Source organism: Shinella sp. (genome assembly GCF_052438155.1).
In the GTDB taxonomy this organism is placed as follows: Bacteria; Pseudomonadota; Alphaproteobacteria; order Rhizobiales; family Rhizobiaceae; genus Shinella.
This window is the reverse complement of sequence record NZ_JBQVPI010000037.1, coordinates 1-21,915: the sequence shown is the minus strand read 5'-3', so window position 1 is coordinate 21,915 and position 21,915 is coordinate 1. Positions and strand designations below refer to the sequence as shown.

At 61.0% G+C, this 21,915-nt stretch carries 19 protein-coding genes; 4 read left to right on the top strand and 15 right to left on the bottom strand.

The features are described from left to right. Window positions 1-452: 452 nt before the first annotated feature. Genes ACT6VE_RS31170 through ACT6VE_RS31155 form a run of 4 tightly spaced genes read right to left on the bottom strand, consistent with a single transcriptional unit; the run spans window position 453 to window position 3,925 of the window. Window positions 453-1,334 carry an ABC transporter substrate-binding protein gene (locus ACT6VE_RS31170; protein ID WP_444802123.1) on the bottom strand — a complete coding sequence of 294 codons (882 nt, stop codon included), beginning with the start codon at window positions 1,332-1,334 and terminating at the stop codon, window positions 453-455. A gap of 10 nt (window positions 1,335-1,344) precedes the next feature. After that, on the bottom strand, window positions 1,345-2,097 hold the full coding sequence (locus ACT6VE_RS31165) for an amino acid ABC transporter ATP-binding protein (protein WP_444802140.1): 753 nt from the start codon (window positions 2,095-2,097) through the stop codon (window positions 1,345-1,347). A 5-nt stretch (window positions 2,098-2,102) separates the two neighbouring features. Beyond that, on the bottom strand, window positions 2,103-3,017 hold the full coding sequence (locus tag ACT6VE_RS31160; protein ID WP_444802122.1) for an amino acid ABC transporter permease: 915 nt from the start codon (window positions 3,015-3,017) through the stop codon (window positions 2,103-2,105). Between the two features lie 20 nt (window positions 3,018-3,037). Next, a complete protein-coding gene (locus tag ACT6VE_RS31155) occupies window positions 3,038-3,925 on the bottom strand; it encodes an ABC transporter substrate-binding protein (protein WP_444802121.1) in 888 nt (295 codons plus the stop codon). A 338-nt stretch (window positions 3,926-4,263) separates the two neighbouring features. Between ACT6VE_RS31155 and ACT6VE_RS31150 the strand changes: the two genes are divergently transcribed. Then, window positions 4,264-5,676 carry a M24 family metallopeptidase gene (locus ACT6VE_RS31150; protein ID WP_444802120.1) on the top strand — a complete coding sequence of 471 codons (1,413 nt, stop codon included), beginning with the start codon at window positions 4,264-4,266 and terminating at the stop codon, window positions 5,674-5,676. Here ACT6VE_RS31150 and ACT6VE_RS31145 read toward each other — a convergent pair. Then, the gene (locus tag ACT6VE_RS31145; protein ID WP_444802119.1) at window positions 5,673-6,569 is read right to left on the bottom strand and encodes a MurR/RpiR family transcriptional regulator; all 897 of its coding nucleotides are present in this window, start codon (window positions 6,567-6,569) and stop codon (window positions 5,673-5,675) included. The two genes, ACT6VE_RS31150 and ACT6VE_RS31145, sit on opposite strands and share 4 nt — an antisense overlap. Before the next feature lie 367 nt (window positions 6,570-6,936). Here ACT6VE_RS31145 and ACT6VE_RS31140 point away from each other — a divergent pair, with 367 nt between their 5' ends. Beyond that, entirely contained in the window at window positions 6,937-7,128 is a 192-nt protein-coding gene (locus ACT6VE_RS31140; protein WP_444802141.1) for a hypothetical protein, read from the top strand. A gap of 347 nt (window positions 7,129-7,475) precedes the next feature. On the opposite strand, the gene ACT6VE_RS31135 is transcribed toward ACT6VE_RS31140, so the two are convergent. Next, a complete protein-coding gene (locus ACT6VE_RS31135) occupies window positions 7,476-8,867 on the bottom strand; it encodes an ATP-binding protein (RefSeq protein ID WP_444802118.1) in 1,392 nt (463 codons plus the stop codon). Continuing rightward, window positions 8,864-9,805, bottom strand: a complete 942-nt coding sequence (locus tag ACT6VE_RS31130) for a response regulator (RefSeq protein ID WP_444802117.1) — start codon at window positions 9,803-9,805, stop codon at window positions 8,864-8,866. Before ACT6VE_RS31130 ends, ACT6VE_RS31135 begins: the two co-directional genes overlap by 4 nt. Window positions 9,806-9,913: 108 nt before the next feature. Here ACT6VE_RS31130 and ACT6VE_RS31125 point away from each other — a divergent pair, with 108 nt between their 5' ends. Further along, window positions 9,914-10,813: a hypothetical protein gene (locus ACT6VE_RS31125; protein ID WP_444802116.1), complete on the top strand. Its 900-nt coding sequence runs from the start codon at window positions 9,914-9,916 to the stop codon at window positions 10,811-10,813. 161 nt (window positions 10,814-10,974) lie between these two features. Continuing rightward, a complete protein-coding gene (chrA, locus tag ACT6VE_RS31120; protein ID WP_444802115.1) occupies window positions 10,975-12,204 on the top strand; it encodes a chromate efflux transporter in 1,230 nt (409 codons plus the stop codon). Window positions 12,205-13,001: 797 nt separating this feature from the next. On the opposite strand, the gene ACT6VE_RS31115 is transcribed toward chrA, so the two are convergent. The 8 genes from ACT6VE_RS31115 to ACT6VE_RS31080 all read right to left on the bottom strand — a co-directional run bounded on the left by ACT6VE_RS31115 (window position 13,002) and on the right by ACT6VE_RS31080 (window position 21,838). Beyond that, window positions 13,002-13,910, bottom strand: a complete 909-nt coding sequence (locus ACT6VE_RS31115; protein WP_444802139.1) for an ABC transporter ATP-binding protein — start codon at window positions 13,908-13,910, stop codon at window positions 13,002-13,004. A gap of 53 nt (window positions 13,911-13,963) precedes the next feature. Beyond that, window positions 13,964-15,313: an ABC transporter substrate-binding protein gene (locus ACT6VE_RS31110; RefSeq protein WP_444802114.1), complete on the bottom strand. Its 1,350-nt coding sequence runs from the start codon at window positions 15,311-15,313 to the stop codon at window positions 13,964-13,966. A gap of 57 nt (window positions 15,314-15,370) precedes the next feature. Continuing rightward, the gene (locus ACT6VE_RS31105; protein ID WP_444802113.1) at window positions 15,371-16,699 is read right to left on the bottom strand and encodes an ABC transporter substrate-binding protein; all 1,329 of its coding nucleotides are present in this window, start codon (window positions 16,697-16,699) and stop codon (window positions 15,371-15,373) included. Window positions 16,700-16,736: 37 nt separating this feature from the next. Continuing rightward, the gene (locus tag ACT6VE_RS31100) at window positions 16,737-17,789 is read right to left on the bottom strand and encodes a branched-chain amino acid ABC transporter permease (RefSeq protein WP_444802112.1); all 1,053 of its coding nucleotides are present in this window, start codon (window positions 17,787-17,789) and stop codon (window positions 16,737-16,739) included. Between the two features lie 3 nt (window positions 17,790-17,792). Then, window positions 17,793-18,674 (bottom strand): branched-chain amino acid ABC transporter permease, encoded by an 882-nt coding sequence (locus tag ACT6VE_RS31095; RefSeq protein WP_444802111.1) that lies wholly within the window; start codon window positions 18,672-18,674, stop codon window positions 17,793-17,795. Next, a complete protein-coding gene (locus ACT6VE_RS31090) occupies window positions 18,671-19,465 on the bottom strand; it encodes an ABC transporter ATP-binding protein (protein WP_444802110.1) in 795 nt (264 codons plus the stop codon). The genes ACT6VE_RS31095 and ACT6VE_RS31090 overlap by 4 nt, the downstream gene beginning before the upstream one ends. Before the next feature lie 131 nt (window positions 19,466-19,596). After that, window positions 19,597-21,003 carry an LLM class flavin-dependent oxidoreductase gene (locus ACT6VE_RS31085; protein WP_444802109.1) on the bottom strand — a complete coding sequence of 469 codons (1,407 nt, stop codon included), beginning with the start codon at window positions 21,001-21,003 and terminating at the stop codon, window positions 19,597-19,599. Window positions 21,004-21,085: 82 nt separating this feature from the next. Further along, window positions 21,086-21,838: a hypothetical protein gene (locus tag ACT6VE_RS31080; RefSeq protein ID WP_444802108.1), complete on the bottom strand. Its 753-nt coding sequence runs from the start codon at window positions 21,836-21,838 to the stop codon at window positions 21,086-21,088. Window positions 21,839-21,915 lie beyond the last annotated feature (77 nt).

Below are 21,915 nucleotides of genomic sequence, written 5' to 3'. Positions count from 1 at the left end.
GTGGAGTTTTTGTCAACTATCCGGCATTCGCGCCACCAATTCCGTCGCTGGAGACGTCATCCGGGATGAACTACGATATGTTCCCAACGCGCTGCTGAAGCACGTTTCGCCGCTCAGTTGGGAGCACATCAATCTAACCGGCATCTATTCCGACGGCTTCAGGCCCTTTCCGGCTTCCCGGCAAAATCCTCCGGGCCGCATGACGTTCACCTTCCGCTCCACCTTGGCGTGTCTGGCAGAGCAAATCTTGTTCCGACCCCAACGAGATATGGCCTCCGGCCCACTTTCATCAGCGCTTCCGCGTCAAACGGTGAGGGCGGGTGTACTGGATCGCATCGACAGTGGAGAAGACGGCATCAGCAAATCTTCATGTTGATCTCAAATCCACCTCAAGGGATCGGCGGATCGCCGGACGATTGCGGGCGCCAGCTCGGCGTCGAGTGAGATCTCGATCAGTCTGCCGGCCCCATCTCCGGCATCGCATGCAGCAGGCCGTAGCGCACCATCATTCCGGCATAACGAGCGGTGGCGACGGGATCGATGTTCAGGTTCCTCACCCATGTACCGCTCGAAACGAGATGTTGCACGGTGCGTTGCATGACCGCGGTGTCCTTCTGCTTCAACCGTGCAGCAACGAGCACCGCAGTGTCGCTGACATGGTCGGTGAGGATCCAGTCGACGGCGCGCTCTATGGCGGACTGGAAGCGGCGCGTCGGCGAGCCCGCAAACACGCTGTCGCGCGGGGCATAGTAGACGCTCCAGGGAACGGGGCCGGCGGCCTCCGCCATGGTGCCGGCGAGAAAGAAGCCGGCGTCGGTCAGCGCCAGCGCGGTTGCCGGTTCGGCGAGGAAGAAATCACCAAGCCCTGCCCTCCAGAGACGCTGCATGGTTTCCATGTGCAGGTCGCGCACCACCTGCACCCGCCGCAGATCGACGCCGTGCTCCAGCAGAACACCTTCGAGGAACATCCATTGGCTGGTTGCCGCAAGCGAAAGGACGAGCCGCTTACCTTCCAACATCGTCCAATCGAAGGGACCGTCGAGCGGCGTGCGGGAGATCAGCATCGCCGGATTTCGATGGCAGACGGCGGCAAAGGGGACGAGATCCGCCATACCAAGATCGCGATAGACGAAAGGCAGCCATATGCCGCCGAGCGCGATGTCGGCCTTGCCGGCGACGAGGTTGTCCGCAAGCCACGAGCCTGCGGGTCCGGCATCGACGCCGAAGGTCACATCCAGGTCTTCGTCTTGGAAATATCCCAACTCGTCGGCGACATATTGCGGCGCGAACTTCGCCGCGGGGGACGATTCGGTGATGCGGAGCTTGTCTGGCACGTCGTACCCTCTAAAGAACGCTGGCGAGGAAAGCGGCGGTGCGGGGGCTTTTCGGCGCCTCGACCACGTCCTTCGGCTTGCCCTGCTCGACGATGTTGCCCTCGTCCATCAGGACCAGCGTATCGGCCACTTCCAGCGCGAAACCGATCTCATGGGTGACGATGACCATCGTGCGGCCCTCCTTCGCCAGATCCTTAATGACCGCCAGCACCTCGCCGACGAGTTCGGGGTCGAGCGCCGATGTCGGCTCGTCAAACAGCATCAGCTTGGGTTTCATCGCCAGCGCACGGGCAATGGCCACGCGCTGCTGTTGGCCGCCGGACAGCTGGATGGGAAAGTTGTCGCGCTTGTCGAGAAGACCGACGCGCTTGAGAAGGGCGGTCGCCTGCGACAGGGCTTCGGACTTGCTCATCCGCCCGAGAAGGACCGGCGCTTCGATGATGTTCTCAATGACCGTCTTGTGCGGAAACAGGTTGAAGCGCTGGAACACCATGCCGATTTCCGCACGCCGCGCTGCAAGCTGCTTTTCCTTCAGCTCATAAAGCCGTCCTGCACGCTCCTCGTAGCCGACCAGCTGGCCATCGACCCGCAGCTTTCCACGGTCGATCGTTTCCAGATGATTGATGCAGCGAAGGAAGGTGCTTTTGCCAGAGCCCGACGGGCCGACGATGCACAGGACCTCGCCCTTTTCGACCTCCAGGTTCACGCCGCGCAGCGCCTGGAATGCTCCATAGGATTTCCAGATGCCTTCTGCGGATACCATCTTGCTCATGAGGCGGCTCCTGCGAAGGGATTGACGGACCGCCCGATACGGCCGATGAGGGTTTGCGGCTGCTGGCGCATGGTGTCGCGCTGGAAATGCCGCTCCAGATAATACTGGCCAATGCTCGCCACCGTGGTCAGGGCGAGATACCAGACCGACGCGACGATCAGCAGTTCGATGACGAGGAAGTTGCGGGCATAGGTGTTCTGCGCCTGCGTCAGGAGATCGTGTGTGCCGATGACGGAGACCATTGCCGTCGCCTTCAGCATGCCGATCGCCTGGTTGCCGGTGGGCGGAAGGATGACCTTGATGGCCTGCGGCAGGACGATGCGGCGCATGGCCTGCCGGCGCATGAGCCCGAGGGCGAGCGAAGCCTCCATCTGCCCGTTGTCGACGGACAGGATGCCGCCGCGCACGATCTCGGCCATGTTGGCCGCCTCGTGCAGCGCCAGCGCCAGCAGGCCGGCGCTATAGGCCGAGATCAGCAGGTTGGTGGAGATCGAGAACTCGCCGATCCGCACGACGGGAATGAACAGCGCGATATTGAACCAGAAGAAGATCTGGACCATCAACGGCGTGCCGCGGAAGAACCAGACATACCCTGCCGCAACGCTGCTGAGAACGGGATTGGGGCTCATGCGCATGACGGCGAGGAGAACGCCGATCACCGTGCCGATGGCCATGGCGAGTACGGTCAGCTCGATCGTGACCAGCACGCCGCTGAGGATCGCCGGATTGAAGAGATATTCGGCGATCGCGCCCCACTGGATGCTTTGGCTTGCGGAGACGATGTATGCGAAGAAGGCGAGGACGCCGAGCACGGCGGCGGCCCCGAAGATGCGGCCCCAATGGCGCAGGGGCACGGTTTCAAGTTCGGCCCCCGCCGAGGCAGGTGTATTGTCCGGAATGCCGGTCGACATGGCGCTCTTTTCCAATTCGATCAATCCTTCGGAAGATTTTCCGCGTCGTTGAGTCGCGCGTTCTCGATCGCGAGCGGCGCCAGCTCCCACTTCTCCAGCATTTTTGCATATTCGCCGGATTCGATGAGCTTCTGGAACGCGGCCATCACGGCGTCGCGCAACTCGGCATTGTCTTTGGAAAGTGCGATGGTGTTGTAGCCGACATCCTGGCGGACTTCGGGAAGCGCCTCGAGGCCGACGCCGTTCTGGATCTGGTGTTTTGCGGTGTAGACACCTGTGGCGTAACCGCCGACCGTGGCGGCGGCGCGGCCGGTGCGGACCGCGATCAGCACTTCCGGCTGCTTAGGGATCGAAAGAACTTCGATCGGCGTCTTGCACTTGGTTTCCGAGGTCTTTTTCACCAAAGCTTCCTGCGCCGTGCCGACGCCGACGGCGACCTTCTGCCCGCACAGGTCTTCCATCGTCTTGATACCCAGCGGGTTGCCCTGCTGAACCATGATGGTCTTGCCGTCATACATGTAGGGGATCATGTCGAGCTCCTTCTCACGCTCGACCGTGGCGCCCATGCCGGAGATCGACATGTCGAAGCGCTTCGCCTTCAAGGCGGGGATGAGGGCTGCGAAGTTGCCGAGGTCGGTCATCTCGAACTTGACGCCGAACATGACGCTGAAAGCGTTCACGATGTCAGCGTCGAGGCCGATGATTTCCGCGTTGTCCGGCCCCATGAAGACGATCGGCGGCGTATAGGCCGTGGTGGCGACTGTCACCTTGCCGGCATCGCGCATGGCTTGCGGCAGCTTGTCCTGCAGGGCCTGGTCGAAGGCGACCACTGCAAAAGCCCCTTGGGGCACCGCGGCAATGCCGGCCAGCAATGCAAGCGCCACGGCAGTTCTCCTGATCACACTCATGCTTCGTTCCCTTTTTTGATTTGTTGATTTGGCCGCAATGCATCTGCCCTTCCGAAGGATGCGTCCGCCGATGTCTTTATGTGCAAATTGTTGGAACAAAAGTTTCAGATTGTCAACGCCGATTCATTCGCCCCCGACGGCTCTCGTGAATTATTTCGGCTCAGACATACTCAGGCGGTCGCGGAAAAATCCGGATTTCCGGTAAAGGAACCCTCGTTCACGCGCAGGGCGCTTCGGAAAAAGCGCCGCAACCGGCACGACACCCTCTTGCCTCGCCCTCATCCTTCGTGCATGTTTTTGGAAACTTTTGTTTCAAGTTCCAACATCTGAGGGTTCCAATGCTGACGAAAATCGAGGGTGATGCCGCGCGGAGATGGGAAGGCCTGCTCGATGGCTTCAAGCCCAGTTTCAACTTCGAGCCGGTGCCGCCGCTGCCACTGGAGGAGTACGAGGATCGGCTGCGGCGCATTCGCCAGGAGGCCTCGCAGGCCGGGCACGACGTCCTGTTGGTCCACACGGATGTCATCGGCTGGTATCACACCTCCAACTCCTACCTCCGCTATATCTGCGACTGGATGCGCGAAGGCATGCTCGTCATTCCCACGGATGCCGACCGGCCGCTGACCCTCCTGTCCTTCTATGGCTCCTCGGTCCTCCTGCCGCCCGCCGGCGAACCGCTTCTCGTCGAGGATATCTGGCAGATCGCGCCCTGGGGCCGCGAATATCTCGACCGTCCGGGGTCCGCCATCGACAAGACCGCCGAGGCGTGCGCGAAGCTTCTTGCGGCAAGCGGGCTGGATCGCGCGCAGATTGGTCTCGTCGGCGATCATACGTCCACAGCCTATTGGGATGTGCTCAAGGCCGAATTGCCGAAGGCAAAATTCGAGCTGGCGCGCAGCATCCTCGACCGCATGCAGCGCGTGCGCTCGCCGCGCGAAGTCGCACTCGTGCGTGCCGCCTCGCAGCTGATCAGCATCGGTTACGAGGCGGCCTGCCATGTCACGCGACGGGGCGTCACCGACCATGAAATCTATGCGGCCTTCACCTATGCCCAGCTCGCCCGCGGCGGGGAAACGGGCGATGGCTACCAGATCGGCATCAATGAGTTCGGCACCCATTGCGGCAAGCCCTACGGCCATGTCGTGCGCGACGGCGACCTGATTAACCTCTATGTCTCCAACGTCACCTATCGCGGCTATTATGCCCAGACCGCCCGGATGATCGCCGTCGGCAGCCTGACGGATCGCCAGGAAGAGGTGATTGCCGTCTGCCTCGAAGGCATGCGGCGGGCCGAGGCGGAAATCCGCCCCGGCGCTCTGGCCAGGGAGGTCAACAATGCGGCCTTCACCGCCTATGTCGAACGCGGCCTGCTGGAGAACACCGAGGCCCGGACGATGCCGTTCAACTGGGAGGCGATGCCCGACGGGGCGCCCCGGCTCGTGCCGCGCCAATACGTTCCCTCACCGAACTGGGAGGCGCAGGGCCGCAGGCTGATGCACGTCTACCCCGCCACCCACGGCCCGCATAATCCCAATCTCGGGCATTCGGTCGGCATGCCCAAGACCTCCACCTACAACATATCCTCAAATAATTACGGCGCGCTGGAGGAGGGTATGGTCTTCGTTCTGCATGCCCAGTGGTTGGAGCCGCTCTCGGCGGGCTGCAATATCGGCGATTGTTATGCGGTGACGGCCGACGGCTACGAAAACCTGAGCCGTCACACGCCGCTGGAGCCACACCGCGTTCGCTAGGCTTCCTTCGGCGGCTTCGCCGCGCGGCGGCGCGGAGGTGCTTTTCGCGCATCGCCGGGGCCTTCGACGCGGTCGACGGAGACGACGAGACGCTCCAGCTTCTCCAGCCGCGTCTGGGCGGCCTCACCGGCGCCATTGAAAACAGCCCAACCCAGATAGTTCAGGATCGTCACGGCCGAGGTGAACGAGGTGAACAGGCCCGGTATATGCGTGTGGCATCGCAGCACGATATCCTCGCTGGGATTTTCCAGGCTGAGATCGCCGATAACCAGAATCTGCGCGCCGGTCGAACGCACCTCGGAGAAGATCGTCTCCAGGTAGTCAGGGCGTCGCTTGAAAGCGACAACCATGAAGAGGTCGCCCTTCTTCAGGGATGTGATGTCATCGCTGATGTTGGATCCATTGGCCAGCACCTGCACCAGATCCTTTCCGAAACCAAGCAGGTTTTTCGCAAGATAGGCCAGCCCATAGCCGTGCCGCACGCCAAGGATGACGACCCGGTGCGCGCCGCTTATCGCCGCGCAGGCCCGGTGGATTTCCGAGGCTTGATTGACATCAAACGTGCGGCGGAGGTTCTCCATGTCCGCCTGGATGAAGCCCTCGAACGACTGGCTCTGGCCAGACGCGCTGTTTTCTTCCTCCACCCTGATGAGCGGCGAGCCCCAGAGTTTCGTGGCCCGGGCATCGCGCCTAGCCTCGCCATAGGTCTTGTAGCCGAGGCTGCGAAAGAGCCGCGCGGCCGTCGCCTTGGACACGCCGGCCTTCTCCGACAGTTCCGTGGCTGTATAGCTCGAAAAATCGCGCTGATGCTTCAGCACAACATTCGCAAGCTGGCGCTCGCTCGGCGAGAGGTTATCATAGCATTCGTAGATACGGGATTCTATCGACCGCATGACTTTCCAAGCATTTGTTTATGTTGCACTATCAAGTCCCGCCCCGCCGATTTAGCTACCCGCAGGATATCAAGCTGATGCTCCATGTCCAGCCGCACCAAGCGCCCCTGACTGAAAGAAGCGCGACACGAGTCCTGATTGCCGTTCGTGGACGCTGATCAGCCGACTGCTGCCCGACTTCCCTATGGCGGCGTCAACCGAATCGAACCTCAGGCCCAACTCCAAAAAATTAGTCTTTTGCGCAACACCTGAGAATCAGGCTGTACGACTTACTACATTGAGACTCTGCTACCAGAAATGTGCTCCGACAGATCGGCGGCTTGGGCTGTCGATGCTACTTCTCCAGGTGGAGAAAACAGGACTTTGAATGGGAGACCTCATCATGGGCTGGAAAACGCCAAAGATCGAATACGTGAACGGGTACAAGATTATTGAAGTCGAGGGCCCTACCTTCAAGGTCTTCGAGGGCAACCGTCAGCTGGGAGATGATTTCCCTTACTCCGGCGAAACAGCTGCTCACGCGAACTCCCTTCCCACACGGGATGCTCCACGGGACTGAGCAGTAAAGGCGAAGCAAACCTGTTCCAAAGTACTACACCGGGCTACGATGACAAGGACGGCACGTCGCCGATGCTCGCAAGGCATGAGGCCCGTCCGTTGGTCTTGATCGGATTCGAACGCACAACTCCTCATGGTGAGTTGGACATCAGTCCGACGATCCGACTCTGACGATCGTGAAAGGCCGTTGCATTACCGCGTGCCGCAGTGGGAAGAACGTCGATATCCCGAACTTCCCGCTCGACCCCGACGGAGTGTAGGAGTCGCCGAATTCCGGCCGCTGGCGATGCGAGTCCCTAAGTCGCGTGGGAACTGCTGTGGCACAATCTCCGATTTTTTTGAAACCGCTCACGCCGATCTAAGCGGAAAATCGCCACCCCCCGAACCATTTTGCAGCGACCGGGCTGCCGGCAGGTATATTTGTGCACGCAGGCCTCCGCCAGACCTGTTGTGCAGAGTTAGATGGCCGCCGTGGGATTTCACGATGGAGCGGGCGGTTGCCAACCCAAGTCCGACACCGCCCGTCTCGGCACTCCTGGAGTTGTCAAGCCTGACAAACGGCTCGAATACGGTCTCAAGCTCGCTGTCAGCAATTCCGGGGCCGGTGTCGTCGATCAAGATGACGACACCGTGTTCGCGTAGATCGACGGCAATCTCGGCCCCGCCGCCGTAGTGAAGTGCGTTTTCCAGGAGGTTTGTGATGGCCCGCTTCAAGCGCAGTGGATGGCACCGCACCGGCAGCTGCTCCGGACCCCGGACGGGTATCTCGTAGCCGGTCGAGGCAAGATCATCGACGATCGCCTCCAGCAGAGCAACGAGATCGACTGACCGGACCTCCTCCGTATCGGCGTCATCCCGCGCGAAGCCGAGCGTCGCCTCGACCATCTGACGCATCTCGTCGATCGTCCGGACCATCGCTGCCCGAAGCGCGTCGTCATCGACCATTTCGACGCGCAGCCGCAAAGAAGTCAGCGGCGTCCTGAGGTCATGGCTGATCGCGGCGAGCATCTGCGTGCGATCACGCACGAACTGCGTGAGACGCTGCTGCATGCTGTCGAATGCCGCCATCGTCTCGCGAACCTCGAACGGTCCCTCCCCCCTCATGCCCTGCACTTCTTCTCCGCGGCCGATGCGTTCGGCGGCGGCGGAGAGCTTGCTCAGCGGCCGGGTGATCCAATGGACGACGACGGTGGTTACGATCAGGACAAATATACCGCTCGCCCCCATCGGAATGAGCCAGCGCCACAGTCGGCGCGTCGGTGGCTGCAATGTCGATACGCCGCTCAACCACCGTCCATCCGCCAGTTGCACCGAAATGTGCAGTACGCCGGGCGTGTTTTCGAGACCGGCAAGACCGAAAGCGCGCGGGTGCTCATTCTCCACCAGATCGACGTCCAGGCTCAGCTCCCGCGGTGCGAGCAGCGTGCGCAATTCCCGAGCAAGCCGCAGTTCGGCTTCACTCATTTCGCCCTGGGGCTTCCCGTGCGGGCCGATGGCAAACTGGTGGTCGCGCGAACCGGCGGATCGAACGAGTTCGCCGGTAAGATCGGCGGGCACCAGTTCAAGGGCTTTTACGAGCGAAGCGATGCGGTCGACGGCTTGGCTGCGGTCCGCCGCGCGCAGCATATCCGTGCTCTCGCTCGAGAGAATCGCCAAGCTGAAGAGATGCGCAACGAGGATGCCGGCAATCAGGAGCGTGCCCAATTGCCCGACCAGGGTGGATGGCAGGAAACGTCTCATCCGGGGTCTTTCACCTCCGGGGTGAAGACATATCCTTTGCCCCACACGGTCATGATCGCGCTTGGGTTCTGCGGGTCCGGTTCTATCTTCCGGCGAAGTCGGCTGATCTGGTTGTCGATGCTGCGATCGAACGCATGCTGCTCGCGCCCGCTCGTCAGATCGAGAAGCTGATCGCGCGAGAGCACTATGCCTGCCCGCTGGACGAAGACGGCCAGCAACCGGAAGTCCGCCGAACTCAGGGGTATCGACAGCCCGTCGCGATTGACGAGTTCACGCCGCCCCAGATCGAGAATCCAGCTGTCGAATGCGACGCGCCCGCTTGTCGCGGCATCGCGTGTCTTTGGAAGCGCATTCGAACGCCGCAGGACACCTTTGATGCGCGCCAGCAGTTCGAGCGGTTCGAACGGCTTGACGACATAATCATCGGCACCGACTTTCAAACCGACGATGCGATCGACAGTCTCTGCCATAGCCGTCAGGAAAATCATGGGTGTGTCCATGGCTTCACGGACATAGGCGCAGAGCGACAAGCCGTCTTCTCCAGGCATCATGATGTCGAGCACGATCAGATCGATTGCCCCCTTGGCGAGAACCTCGCGAGCGACCGCTGCATTGTCAGCAGTCGTAACGCGCATTCCCTGTTTCTTCAGAAACGTCGCCAAGGGCTCGCGAATATCCCGGTGATCGTCGACAACGAGGATGTGCGGCGCATGGTTCATCACCATGTCATCAACATCAGCTTCGGTGTTTCTCGCATGTTTCGTCCTTGCTCCCAGTTTCAGCGGCTTGCCAAAACCTTTGTCTCTCAAACCTATGAGCACCCAATTTAACAAGCCGGCCGTCGGCTTATGCAGAAAACTTGTAACCAGATGTGTCGGGCTTTCTCCTTGCGACAGGTCGCGACACTTAAGGCAGTTCCAGCCCTTACCCAGGGGCATGATTCAGCGCTACCTCGGCTCTGCGGCCCAGTTCCCATGGACCGCCCGCATCTGCTCTCCCCCTGTGGAAGACAGACTGCACGAAGCAACGATAGAGGAATGCTGGTCATGAAAAAACTCACTGCCGCGGCGTTGGCAATTGCCATTCTCGGGGTTGCTCTTTTGCCTGAAAGCATCCTGCCCCAAGCGGCCGCCCAGGAAACGGCACAGCCCGACAAGACGACCATTCGTCTCGCAACCGTTCGCACGCCGCGTGACGGCGGATTGCTGGACGAACTAATCGCGACCTTCGAAAGCCGCACGGACTACCGCGTCGAGGTCAATGTCGGAAAGCTCGTCTATGAGGACGCCAAGGCTGGAAAGGCGGACGTCATCCTGTCTCACTTCGGCCATGCTCATCTCGGGGTGGAGCCCTTCGTGCAGGAAGGTTACGGGCTTTGGCCCGAGGCTGTCCTGTCAAGCCGGGACGGCTTCATCATTCCCGAGGGAGATCCTGCCAAGGTGGCCGGCCTGACCGATCCGGTCGAGATCTTCCGGCGCATCGCCGAAAGCCGCTCTCCGTTCATCATGAACAAGGACGCCTCCCATAATTATGCCGTCGAAACGCTCTGGCACGCGGCCGGCTCCCCCGATCGCGAAGGCTGGTATCTCGATCTCGATGTAAAAAACGCCAAGGTGGCCGAAGCGGCCGCCAGCAAGAACGCCTACTCGGTCTGGGGCGCCACTGCGTTCAAGGACTGGCAGGAAAAGACCGGCGATACGCAGTTGAGCATGGTTTTGCCCGACGGCCCGATCATGTCGCGACTGATGGTGGCCGACGTCGTGAACCCTGAACGGTTTCCGCAAGCCAATGTGGAAGGCGCCAAGGCATTTGTCCGGTTCCTGCTGGAGCCCGAAACCCAGGCCCAGATCGCAGCCTTCAAGTCCGACAGGTTTTCCGCTCCGCCATTCCTGCCGGCAGGTCGCAACAATGTGGATGAGTCCATCGCGTCAGGCGCCAGAAAGTAAGGTCGATGACGACAATGGCGTGATGGTAGCAAAAGCTTTCCCGGTTTAAAGACCGGGACAAGGATTAGATGGATGGCCCCTCATGCGCGGGGCCATCCACGAACACTATAGTCGTCCGGCTTCGATGAATTCGGTTCGACGACCTGGGGAGAAAAGCGATCATGAGCGTGGAAGTCGGTCGGTCGGCGAGCGAAACGGGATCATTTGCGGAGATATTCGGCGCATTTGTCAAGCTGGGACTCGTCTCCTTCGGCGGGCCGATCGCCCATCTCGGCTACTTTCGCGATGAACTCGTGGTGCGTCGCCGATGGCTCACGGAAAGCGCATATGCGGATCTTGTCGCCCTCTCTCAGTTCCTTCCAGGCCCGGCCTCCAGCAAGGTCGGCTTCACCTTGGGCGTCATGCGCGGCAACGGCCTGCTGGGCGGCCTCGCCGCCTGGCTCGGATTCACGATGCCCTCCGCGCTGGTGCTGTTTGTCTTCGCGCTCGGCGCCTCGGCGTTTACCGGCCGGGTCGCCGAGGGCATCATCCACGGCCTCAAACTGGTGGCCGTCGCGATCGTCGCGCAAGCTATCTGGGGCATGGCGAAGAACCTGACGCCCGACCGCCAGCGCATCGGGATTGCTCTGGCCGCCGTCTGGATCACGGTCGCTCCGATCGGCATGCTCGGCCAGATCGCGGCGATCCTGGTCGGCGCGCTTGCGGGCCTGTGGCTTTGCCGGTCGCAGGGCGGACCCGTCACCGGACATCTGGACTATCCCGTCACCAAACGCGCCGGTGCGATCGCGCTCGTCATCTTCGCCGTTCTGCTCATTCTTCCGCCCATCCTGGCGAGCGTCACGGGAAACCAGGCGCTCGCGCTTTTCGACGCCTTCTATCGCGCCGGTGCGCTGGTCTTTGGCGGCGGCCATGTGCTGCTGCCGCTGCTGCAGGCCGAGGTTGTCGCCCCGGGCTGGGTATCGAATGAAACGTTCCTCGCCGGCTATGGCCTCACCCAGGCGGTTCCGGGTCCGCTGTTCACCTTCGCCGCCTATCTCGGCGCGGTCATGGGCCCAGACCCGAACGGATTTGTCGGCGCGGCGATCGCCCTCGTTGCGGTCTTTCTGCCGGGTGGCCTTCTCGCCTATGGCGTCTTGCCGTTCTGGGACATGGTGCGCGTCCGCCCACTGGCGCAGGCTGCCATGCGCGGCGCGAACGCCGCCGTGGTCGGCATTCTTGGCGCGGCATTCTACGATCCGGTATGGACGAGCGCCGTCCTCGCCCCGGTGGATTTCGCCTTGGCGCTCGCAGGCTTCCTGTTGCTGACGGCCTGGAAGCTCCCGCCGTGGATGGTCGTCTTGCTGATGGCGGCTTTCGGATTGACGTCGGGATTGGTCGGTGGCCTGATATAACTCTGAAGTGTTGATATGAACGGCAATCGATCACTCCACCCCGCTCTCGCGACGTCGGTATCGAGGTGGAGGGTGTTGGGTCTGATGTGCGATCCGCAGCTCTTGAAAGGAATCGAACCGGTGACCCGGAGCAATGAGCGAAAGGCTGAAAATGCTAAGTCACTATTATTCTTTGCTTTGTTGTTTTTAGAGCGAGATCTTCGTCTAACAGCCAGACGGAAGGCTCGGTCATCAAGCTCAAACTCCTCGAGCTAGAAATGTATGGTCGTAGGAGACGCGATCTGCTCGAAACTACAGTCCTTGGGAGACCTGAACATCATAGAAATTACGTCAGAAATTGGACGTCGATAAAGGATCAATTGTAGGCGCCGGTTGACAGCCTTGAAGCGAGGAGCAAGGTGGAATTATCCAGATACTACTCTGCGGTAACGACGGTCTTTTTCCACCTACCGGATCTCCATGTAAGCGTTGCAAAGCCAGTTTTCGTTGGATCTATATGCGCAGTGGCAACCGCACGCTCCTTGTCGGCAGCAGTTCCATCGGCCATCGCTGCTGGACTTGCAGGGCCAACGGCAAGGCCGCGTGCTGGCATTTCCTCGAAATTCAACCAACGCGCTGTTGATTTCCACTGCGAGCTGACCCGGCCGCATACCCGCCCGGGTCAGCTCGCAGTGGAAATCAACAGCCTTCGGCCTCTGGCACCCGGAGGGCGCCAAACTGGACTCGTTTTAGTCAGACGATTTCCTCGGTGGGCAGTCTCCGGTTGAGTTCGCGCTCGACTGCGCCGACTGAAGATATCAGCGAAGATGGGTCGGCACTTTTCGGCCAGGCATTCGTAGCGCTCCGAGGGGCCTTCGCCCCAACCGCGATTGATCTGTGACATGGACATGCGTTTCATATTGGTCGTTGGAAGGGGCGGACGTTCGGGCCTCCCCTCCGAGATAGATCTGGTGGAGGTCATTGCGCCGGGCGAGTTCGGCAGAATCGCCCTTTAGCGCCACGTGTCCGCTATCAAGGACATAGGCTCGCGTGGCATGGGCAAGGGACAGCGCCGCGTTCTGTTCGGCGAGAAGGAAGGCCACGCCTTTTTCTCGGTTGAGCCGCTCGACGATCTGGAAGATTTCCTGAACGATACGCGGGGCAAGCCCCATCGACGGTTCATCGAGGAGAACCAGCCTTGGCTGCGTAAGAAGGGCCCGCCCGATGGCCAGCATCTGTTGCTCGCCGCCTGAAGTTAGGCCGGCCTGGGTTCGGCGTTTGTCCTTGAGGCGGGGAAACCACGCGTAGACATCATCGATCTGGCGCAACAGTTCGCGCCGTCCCGGCCGATGGAGGAACGCACCGGTGAGCAGGTTCTCCTCGACTGTAAGGTGGGGAAAGACGTGCCGCCCCTCAAGCACATGCACGATGCCCAGCGCCGTTCGTCGGTTGGCCGGGATGCCTAGGATATCGACACCATCAAAGCGTATATGCCCCCGGCGCACGGTCGCTCTGTCGGCGGCTGCCAGACCGGAAATCGCCTTCAACACCGTGCTTTTGCCGGCACCGTTCGCACCGAGGAGGGCGACGATCTCCCCTGTTCCGACCGTCAGCGAAACATCCGCGACGGCCAGGATAGCGCCCCCATAGACGACTTCGATGCCGGAGACGTCGAGCAGGCTTTTTTCGACGCTCTTGGGCGCGATCGGTTCATGCAGAAGGCTCATATCCAAATCTCCTTGAGAGACCGGGGCGGTTGTCCGCCCCGGTCGTTCGGCCATCAGTTGGTGCCGACGTCACGCGGCGTGATGCCGTTTTCCTTGGCATAGGCGGCGGACTTCGCGTCGATCAGCGGACGCAGCGTGTCGCGATCAGCCTGAACCCAGTCGCTGACGAGGTTCCAGTTGCTGCCGGTCCATTGTTGCACGCGCACGGCGCCGCCACCCTCATGGTCGGCCGGTGTCAGCTGCAGGTTCTGGACAAGCCCCAGGAAGCCCGCCTTTTCGAGTGCTGCGTCGTCGAACTTCAACTGTTCGAGCGCCCACTGGCCTTCTTCGCCGGTGATCGGCCGGTTGCCGAATTTCGCTTGCGCCTGACGGACGATCTCGACCGAGATCAGCGCATTGACGAGCCCGGAATTGTAATAGACGCTGCCAAAGGCCTTGGTGTCGCGCAGGTCCGACTTGCCGGTATCGATGATGTGCTGCTTCAGGCGCTTGTGGATTTCGAAGTCGGCACCGGCGGGGTATGGCGTGAGAGCCAGATAGCCCTTGGCGGCGTCGCCGGCCGGAATGACGTCTTCCTCGGACGAGGCCCAGACATCGCCGATGATGCGATCCGCCGGGAAGCCGAAGCGCTGCGCGGTCTTGATCGCGACCGGCGTCGAGACGCCCCAGGTTCTGAGGAAGACCCAGTCAGGCTTCTGTTCGCGCACCTGGCGCCACTGAGAGGACTGCTCGCTGCCGGGATCGGCAACCGGGATCTGGATGTTTTCGAAGCCGTATTTTTCGGCAAACAGTTCTAAGGGATCGAGGGTTTCTCGACCATAGGCGCTGTCGTGGTAAACGGTGGCGATCTTCTTGCCCTTGAGCTTGTCGAAGCCGCCTTCCTTTTCCGCGATGTAATTCACCACGGCGGAGGCTTCGCTGTAGAAGGTCACCATGACGGGAAAGATATAGGGGAAGACGCGACCGTCGGTCGCTTCCGTCCGGCCATAGGCGAGCGTGACCAGCGAGATCTTGTCCTGCGCCGCGCGATCGGAGAGCGCATAGGCGGCCGGAGCGCCGTTCGGGAAATAAGCCGAGACAGGGGCGCCATTCAGGCCGCGCTTGAAACGCTCATAGCACTCGATACCCTTTTCCGCCGTCCATTCCGTCTCGCATTCCTGCCAGACGATCGGAACGCCGTTGATGCCGCCCTCCACTTCGTTGACGTAGCGATAGTAGTCGATAATGCCCGCCCAGATCGATGCGCCGGAGGCCGCGTAGGGCCCGACACGATAGCTCGCGATCGGGAAGAACTGCTTGTCGCTGTCGGGTCCTGGCGTCGTGTCGACGGCCTGCGCCGCGCTCGCAAAGACCAGAGCGGAAGCGGCGAGTGCAATTGCACTGCGCAATAACGTCTTGAACATGATTGTCTCCTGGTGCCGATAGAGAGCGTGGGCTAGCGCCACGCCCTCACGCAAAGATCAGTTGGTTTCGGTTTCCGGTGTGCGCGGCGTGATACCGTTCTCCTTGGCATAGGCGGCGGCACCCTCCTTGATCAGCGGGTTGAGCAGTTCGTGGTCGGCCTTGATCCAGTCGGTCTGGAGAACCCACTTCGCACCGTCCCAGCTCTGGATACGCGCCGCGCCGCCGCCCTCGTGGTCGGTCGGGGTGATCTGGATCTGCTGGAGCAGGCCCTTGAAGCCGATTTCCTCAAGCCGCTTGTCATCGATGGTCAGGTGCTCGAAGGCCCAACGGCCTTCCTCACCATTCAGCGGCCGCGCGCCAAAATGTTTGTAACCGGTGCGCAGGGCCTCGACGGCCAGCGCCGCATTGACGAGGCCGATATTGTAGTTGACCGCGCCGAAGAGTTTTGGATCGCGCAGGTCCGACTTGCCCTTGTCGAGGATCTCGGCCTTCAGGCGCTTGTGGATCTCGAAATCCGTGCCGCCCGGATAGGGAGCGAGCGCCGAATAGCCGATCGCCGCCGTGCCGGCCGGGATCGCATCGGATTCGGAACCCGCCCAGACGTCGCCGATGATGTGGTCGGCCGGGAAGCCGAAGCGTTGCGCCGTCTTGAGCGCGACGACGGTCGAGACGCCCCAGGTGCGCAGGAAGATCCAATCCGGCTTCTCTTCGCGGATCTGGCGCCACTGCGGCGACTGCTCGTTGCCGGGATCGGCGACCGGGATCTGGATGTTCTCGAAGCCGTATGTCTTGGCGAGCAGATCGACGGCAGGCTGGCTGGCGCGGCCATAGGCGCTGTCATGATAGACAGTCGCAATCTTCAGGCCCTTGAGCTTGTCGAAACCGCCGACCTTTTCGGCGATATAGTTGATGCCGGTCGAGGCCTGGCTGTAATAGCTGAACAACAGCGGGAAGGCATAGGGGAACACCGTTCCGTCGACCGTCTCCGTCTTGCCGCCGGCCGGATCGATCAACGGGATCTTGTCGGCGGCGGCCTTTTCGAGAAGGGCATAGGTCGCCGGCGTGCCGTGGGTGAAGAAGAAGGCGAGCGGCGAGCCGTCCTTGCCGGCTTTCACGCGCTCATAGACCTCGACGGTGCGGTCCGGGCTCCATTCGGTCTCGAACTCTTCGTAGTTGAGCTTTACGCCCTCGACGCCGCCTTCGACCTCGTTGATGTAGCGGAAATAGTCGCGCTCGCCGGCCCACCAGAGTTCACCCGAGGAGGCGTAGGCACCGACGCGATAGGTCGGCAGCGGAATGTACTGGCTGACATCAGCGGCAGAGGCTGGGGCAATGCCGGAGAAGACGGTGCCGGCAAGGAGCGCGGCGATAAGCAGTCGTTTCATGGTTTCAACTCCTGGGATCGTGATGGGAAGATGGGGCTCAAGACGGGAAGAGACGGCGGCGCGCGCCCTGCGCACGTCGCAAGCCGAGTAGCCGCGACAACCCCTCCGGCTCCTTGATGAGGAACCAGATGATGAGGATGCCGAAGATCGCTTTCTGGATGTTCTGGAGCAGGCCCGCATCGACATGGCCGCTGAACAGGTGCTGGAACAGCCAGTCGAGTGCCAAAGGAAGCAGGCTGACGAAGGCCGCGCCGAGATAGGCGCCGCGAATGGTGCCGAGGCCGCCGATAATGATGATGAAGAGGATCTGGTAGGAGCGCGTGAGGCCGAAACTCTGAACGCTAGCAGAGCCGAGATAGGCGAAGGCCCAGAGCGCCCCGGCAATGCCGAGAATGAAGCTCGACACGGCAAATGCCTGAAGCTTGGCTCGGAAGATCGGCACGCCGATGACGGCGGCGGCAGTATCCATGTCGCGGATCGCCATCCAGTTGCGCCCCGTCTGGCTGCGCACCAGATTGAAGGAGAGCAGTGTCAGGAGGGCGACGATGCCCAGCGTCAGGAAGTAGCGACCGTGGGGCGCGTTTGCATCGAGCCCGAAGAAGGACAGTCCACGCGAAAGTGCAATCGTCGCCGATGAATTGCCGTTGTAGAACCACGGAAACTTCAGGAACAGCCATTCGAAGAAGAACTGCGCCGCCAGCGTGCTGACAATCAGGTAGAAACCCTTGATGCGCGTCGATGGAAGGCCGAACGCCAGGCCCACCGCGCCGGAAATGATGCCGGCGACGATCAACGCCAGCGGGAGCGGCAAATCCGGCACGCGAAGCTGGAGCGCGAAGGTCGCGTAGGCACCGACCATCATGAAGGCGCCTGCACCAAGCGAGAGTTGCCCCGCATAGCCGGTCAGGAGATTGAGGCCGAGCCCAGCAAGCGAGAGGATCAGGAACGGCACGATGATCGCGTTGATCCAGTATTCCGACGCAAGAAAGGGAGCGGTGAGGAGCAGCCCAACAAGTACCGTCGCGCCGACGGCCTTGAGACCGATGCTATCCACCGGATCGACGGCAACGCGCAAATCTATCTCGGACATGGATCAAACCCTTTCGATTTGTCGTTCGCCGAACAGACCGGCCGGGCGGATGAAGAGGAAAACGAGGGCCAGCACATAGGCGAACCAGGGCGTGATGCCGCCGCCGAGATAGGAACCGATATAGGTCTCGGCCAGACTCTCCCCCGCACCGACGATAAGCCCGCCGACGATGGCACCGGGGATGGAGGTGAAGCCGCCGATGATGAGGACGGGCAGCGCTTTGAGCACGACGAGCGAGAGCGAAAACTGCACACCCTGGCGGGCGCCCCAGAGAAGGCCGGCGACGAGGCCCACCAGTCCCGCGACCGCCCAGGCGATCTGCCAGATGCGGTTGATATCGATGCCGAGCGACAGTGCTGCCCGCGTATCGTCCGCAACGCTGCGCAGCTGAATACCGATGCGCGTGCGGTTGAACAGCAGCGACAGGACGACGACGATCGCGAGCGCAACGCCGGCGGCAATCAGGTCGAACTGGCTGATCATGATGTCGCCGACGAAGATCGGCAGGTCCTCGATGCCGAGGTCGAGTGCGCGCACCTGCGATCCCATGATGCCCTGCGCCACGCCCTCCACGACATAGGAGAGGCCGAGCGTCGCCATGAAGAGCGTCATCGGGCTGCGGTTGGTCAATGGCCGCAGCAGCAGCTTTTCGATGGCGACGGCCGTCAGCACCAGAAGAGCAATGGTCACCGCAATAGCGCCGATTGCCGGCACGCCGTTGTCGGTCAACGTGACGAAGGTCAGGGCAGCGAAGAGGAGAAGGGAGCCCTGTGCATAGTTGAAGACGCCGGATGCCTTGTAGATCAGCACGAAGCCGATCGCGACGAGCGAATACATGGTGCCGGCGAGCAGACCGCCGATCAATGTTTCGAGGAACATGTTCATGCTGCGGCCTCCGCGTGGTCGGAACCGAGATAGGCGGCAATGACGTCCGGGTTGTCGCGGATCGTCTCCGGTGGTCCATCGGCAAGCTTGCGGCCGTAATCGAGCACGACGACATGGTGGGCGAGCTTCAGGACGATGCCGATATCGTGCTCGATCAGCACGACGGTAAGCTTGAGATCCTTGTTGAGCCGCGCGATGATCGCCGCGATCTCATGCTTCTCAGCCGAATTCATGCCGGCGAGCGGCTCGTCGAGCAGCAAAAGGCGAGGCTTCGCCACAATGGCGCGGGCGATCTCCACCTTCTTCTGCACACCGTAGGGCAGCGTGCCGACCAGGGTTGCCGCATGTTTTTCCAAGTCGAAGAGGTGCAACACCTCCTGCGCCCGTTCACGAAACTGCCGCTCCTCGTTCAGGGCACGTGGGAGCCGGAAGGCTTCTTCGAGAAGCGTTACGCGTGAATGGCGCGACAAGCCGGCAATCACATTGTCGAGCACGCTCATGCCCGAAAAGAGGGCGTTGTTCTGGAACCCGCGGCCGATCCCGCGCCTGGCCGCCTCCAGTGGCTGCATGCGCCGGAAGTGCTCGCCCTCGAAGACGATTTCGCCCGAATCCGGCACGTAGACGCCGTTCAAAATGTTCAGGAGAGAGCTTTTGCCCGCCCCGTTGGGGCCGATCAAGGCGCAGATTTCCTCACGCTCGACCTGGAACGTGAGGTCGGAAATCGCCTTCACGCCCTTGAAGGACAGCGAGACATTTCTGACTTCCAAGGCTGCTACCGCGGATGCGTTCATCGGGTCATGCTCCGTCATTTCCTCTGGCGGCAGACACGACCCAGCTTTCGCCAAATCGGAGGATCTGGCGTCCGGTCTGCCTGCACTGGGATGTTTCCGGCCGTGCAGCCGGTCTTGAAACTAGATGGTCATCAGGCCGCCTCGTCGGAAGCCCTTTGAGCCTCCTCGCGCTTTACCTTTTCGATGTCGCGGAAACGGTGAGCCGGATGGCTTTCCGGCAGATAAGGTCCATCGCCGAACAGCTTGTCGCGCAGCGTGCCTTCTCTGTAGCCGGTTGCATAGACACCTCGCCTTTGCAGTTCCGGCACGACATAGCCGATCACGTCGGCGAAGCTTTCGTGCGCCAGCGCATAGGCGAGATTGAAGCCGTCAATATCGGTTTCCGCGACCCACTCCTGCAACAGGTCGGCAATCGTCCTCGGGGAGCCGACAAAGAGCGGCCCGAGACCACCGATGCCGCCCCATTTCGCCAGTTCCTCGATCGTCCAGACCTTGTTGCCTTCGGACAGATTTTCGACGGCTGAGATGATGGCGTTGGTCTTGACCTTCTTGACCGTATCATTCGGCCGGTATTGTCCGAAGTCGATGCCGGTCCAGCCGGACATCAGCACCAGAGAACCATCATAGGAGGCGTATTTGACGTATTCCTCATATTTGGCACGCGCCTTGGCATCCGTCTCATCGACGATGATCGTGGCCATCGCATAGATCAGGATCTTCTTGGGATCACGCCCCTGCGCGGCGGCGCGCTGGCGGATATCCGACACGTAGGCGCGCGTCGCGTCCTTGAGCGGCGTGGAGATGAAGACGCATTCAGCATGACCGGCCGCAAACTCCTTTCCCGCGCCCGATGCGCCCGCCTGAAAGAGCACCGGCGTGCGCTGGGGCGAGGGTTCGCTCAGATGGTAGCCCGGCACGTCGAAATATTTGCCCTTGTGGCCGATCTCGTGGATTTTCGCGGGGTCGGCAAAGATGCCGCGCTCCTTGTCGCGAATGACGGCGCCTTCTTCCCAGCTTCCCTCAAGCAGCTTGTAGAGAACCTCGACATATTCCGTCGCCACGTCATAGCGATTGTCGTGCGAGCGAAGACCGCCCTGCCCGACATTCTTTGCGCCGCTTTCGAGATAGGATGTTACGATGTTCCAGCCGACGCGACCCTTCGTGTGGTGGTCCGCCGTCGAAAGGCGGCGCGCGAAAGTGTAGGGATGCTCGAAGCTCGTGGACGCGGTAATGCCGATGCCGAGGTGCTTTGTGGCCTGCGCAATGGGATTGGCGAGCTGCAAGGGATCGTTGACCGGGATCTGCACGCCTTGCAGAAGCGCATTGTCCAGATTGCCTTTGTAGACGTCGTAATAGCCGATCACATCCGCGATGAAGATCGACTCGAAGAAGCCTGTTTCCAGGAGCTTCGCGAGGTCGGTCCAGTATTCGAGATCCTTGTATTCCCAGGACCGGTCGCGCGGATGACGCCAAAGCCCCGGCGACTGGTGGCCGACGCAGTTCATTTCGAAGGCGTTAAAACGTATGGTTTTCGTCATTGGTGTTACCCGGACCTCAATTGCAGGGAACACTAGAAGTTCGTGACGTGTGGAAACAGAAAAGCTATTATTTTTATAGATTTTATAGAGGTATAATTTTGCGTAAATTTGCAGGAAGGTCGTCCGACGACGTTGTGCACGATGATTCAAGCCATTCATCGAGCTTTTGTGCTGTCTTCGAGCGGATCATGGATTGGAAGTCGCCAATGGCTGTGCGGGCTAATACCAGTTCCGGAACGTTCACTTCGATTGCCGCCACCAAGATCGCCTCGGATTTTGCCAGATCATCGCGTGCGGTTGTCATCAGCCGGGCGATGACCCGCGCCGATGGCGTTCGCGCAAGCCCACTCTGGTTAGCCTTCTCGGCAAGACGTCGTCGCTGAGCCCATTGCGAGACGACACCGCTCTGCCCTGGAAAGCCCTTTGCTTTCATCTCTCGCCAGAGCGCCAAGGCGTTCCTCACGCCTTCGTCCCAGCGGCTATTGACCCACGGCAGCCAGCTATCCAGTGAGCTGGACCGTGTTCGGAAGACATCGAGGCGCTGGCCCCACAAAACGTCACGGACAATCTTCCGGCTGTGGCCGGTTTGCCGGACGATCTGTCGAATTGAGTTCCCTTTCTTCGACAGCTCCCGGATCGCCTCGTTCGTCTCTTGGCGGCGCAGATACCCCTCGTATTGCAGTTTCTCAGCGTAGGTCAAAAGCTTGGGATCAACGACATTGCTGCCGACCGCCTGCCTGATCTGGCGCATCGACTTGCCGACTGCATCGAGAAGCGCCCGGCTGGAATTTTCCATCAGGTGCCAACGGTCGGCACCCTGCTCAGCATCAGGCAAGGTAATCCCCCCGTTCTTAACGGGGCTCTACGGTAGAATTCACGCGGCCATTTTCAGTTTCTGTGCGGGTGTGATGC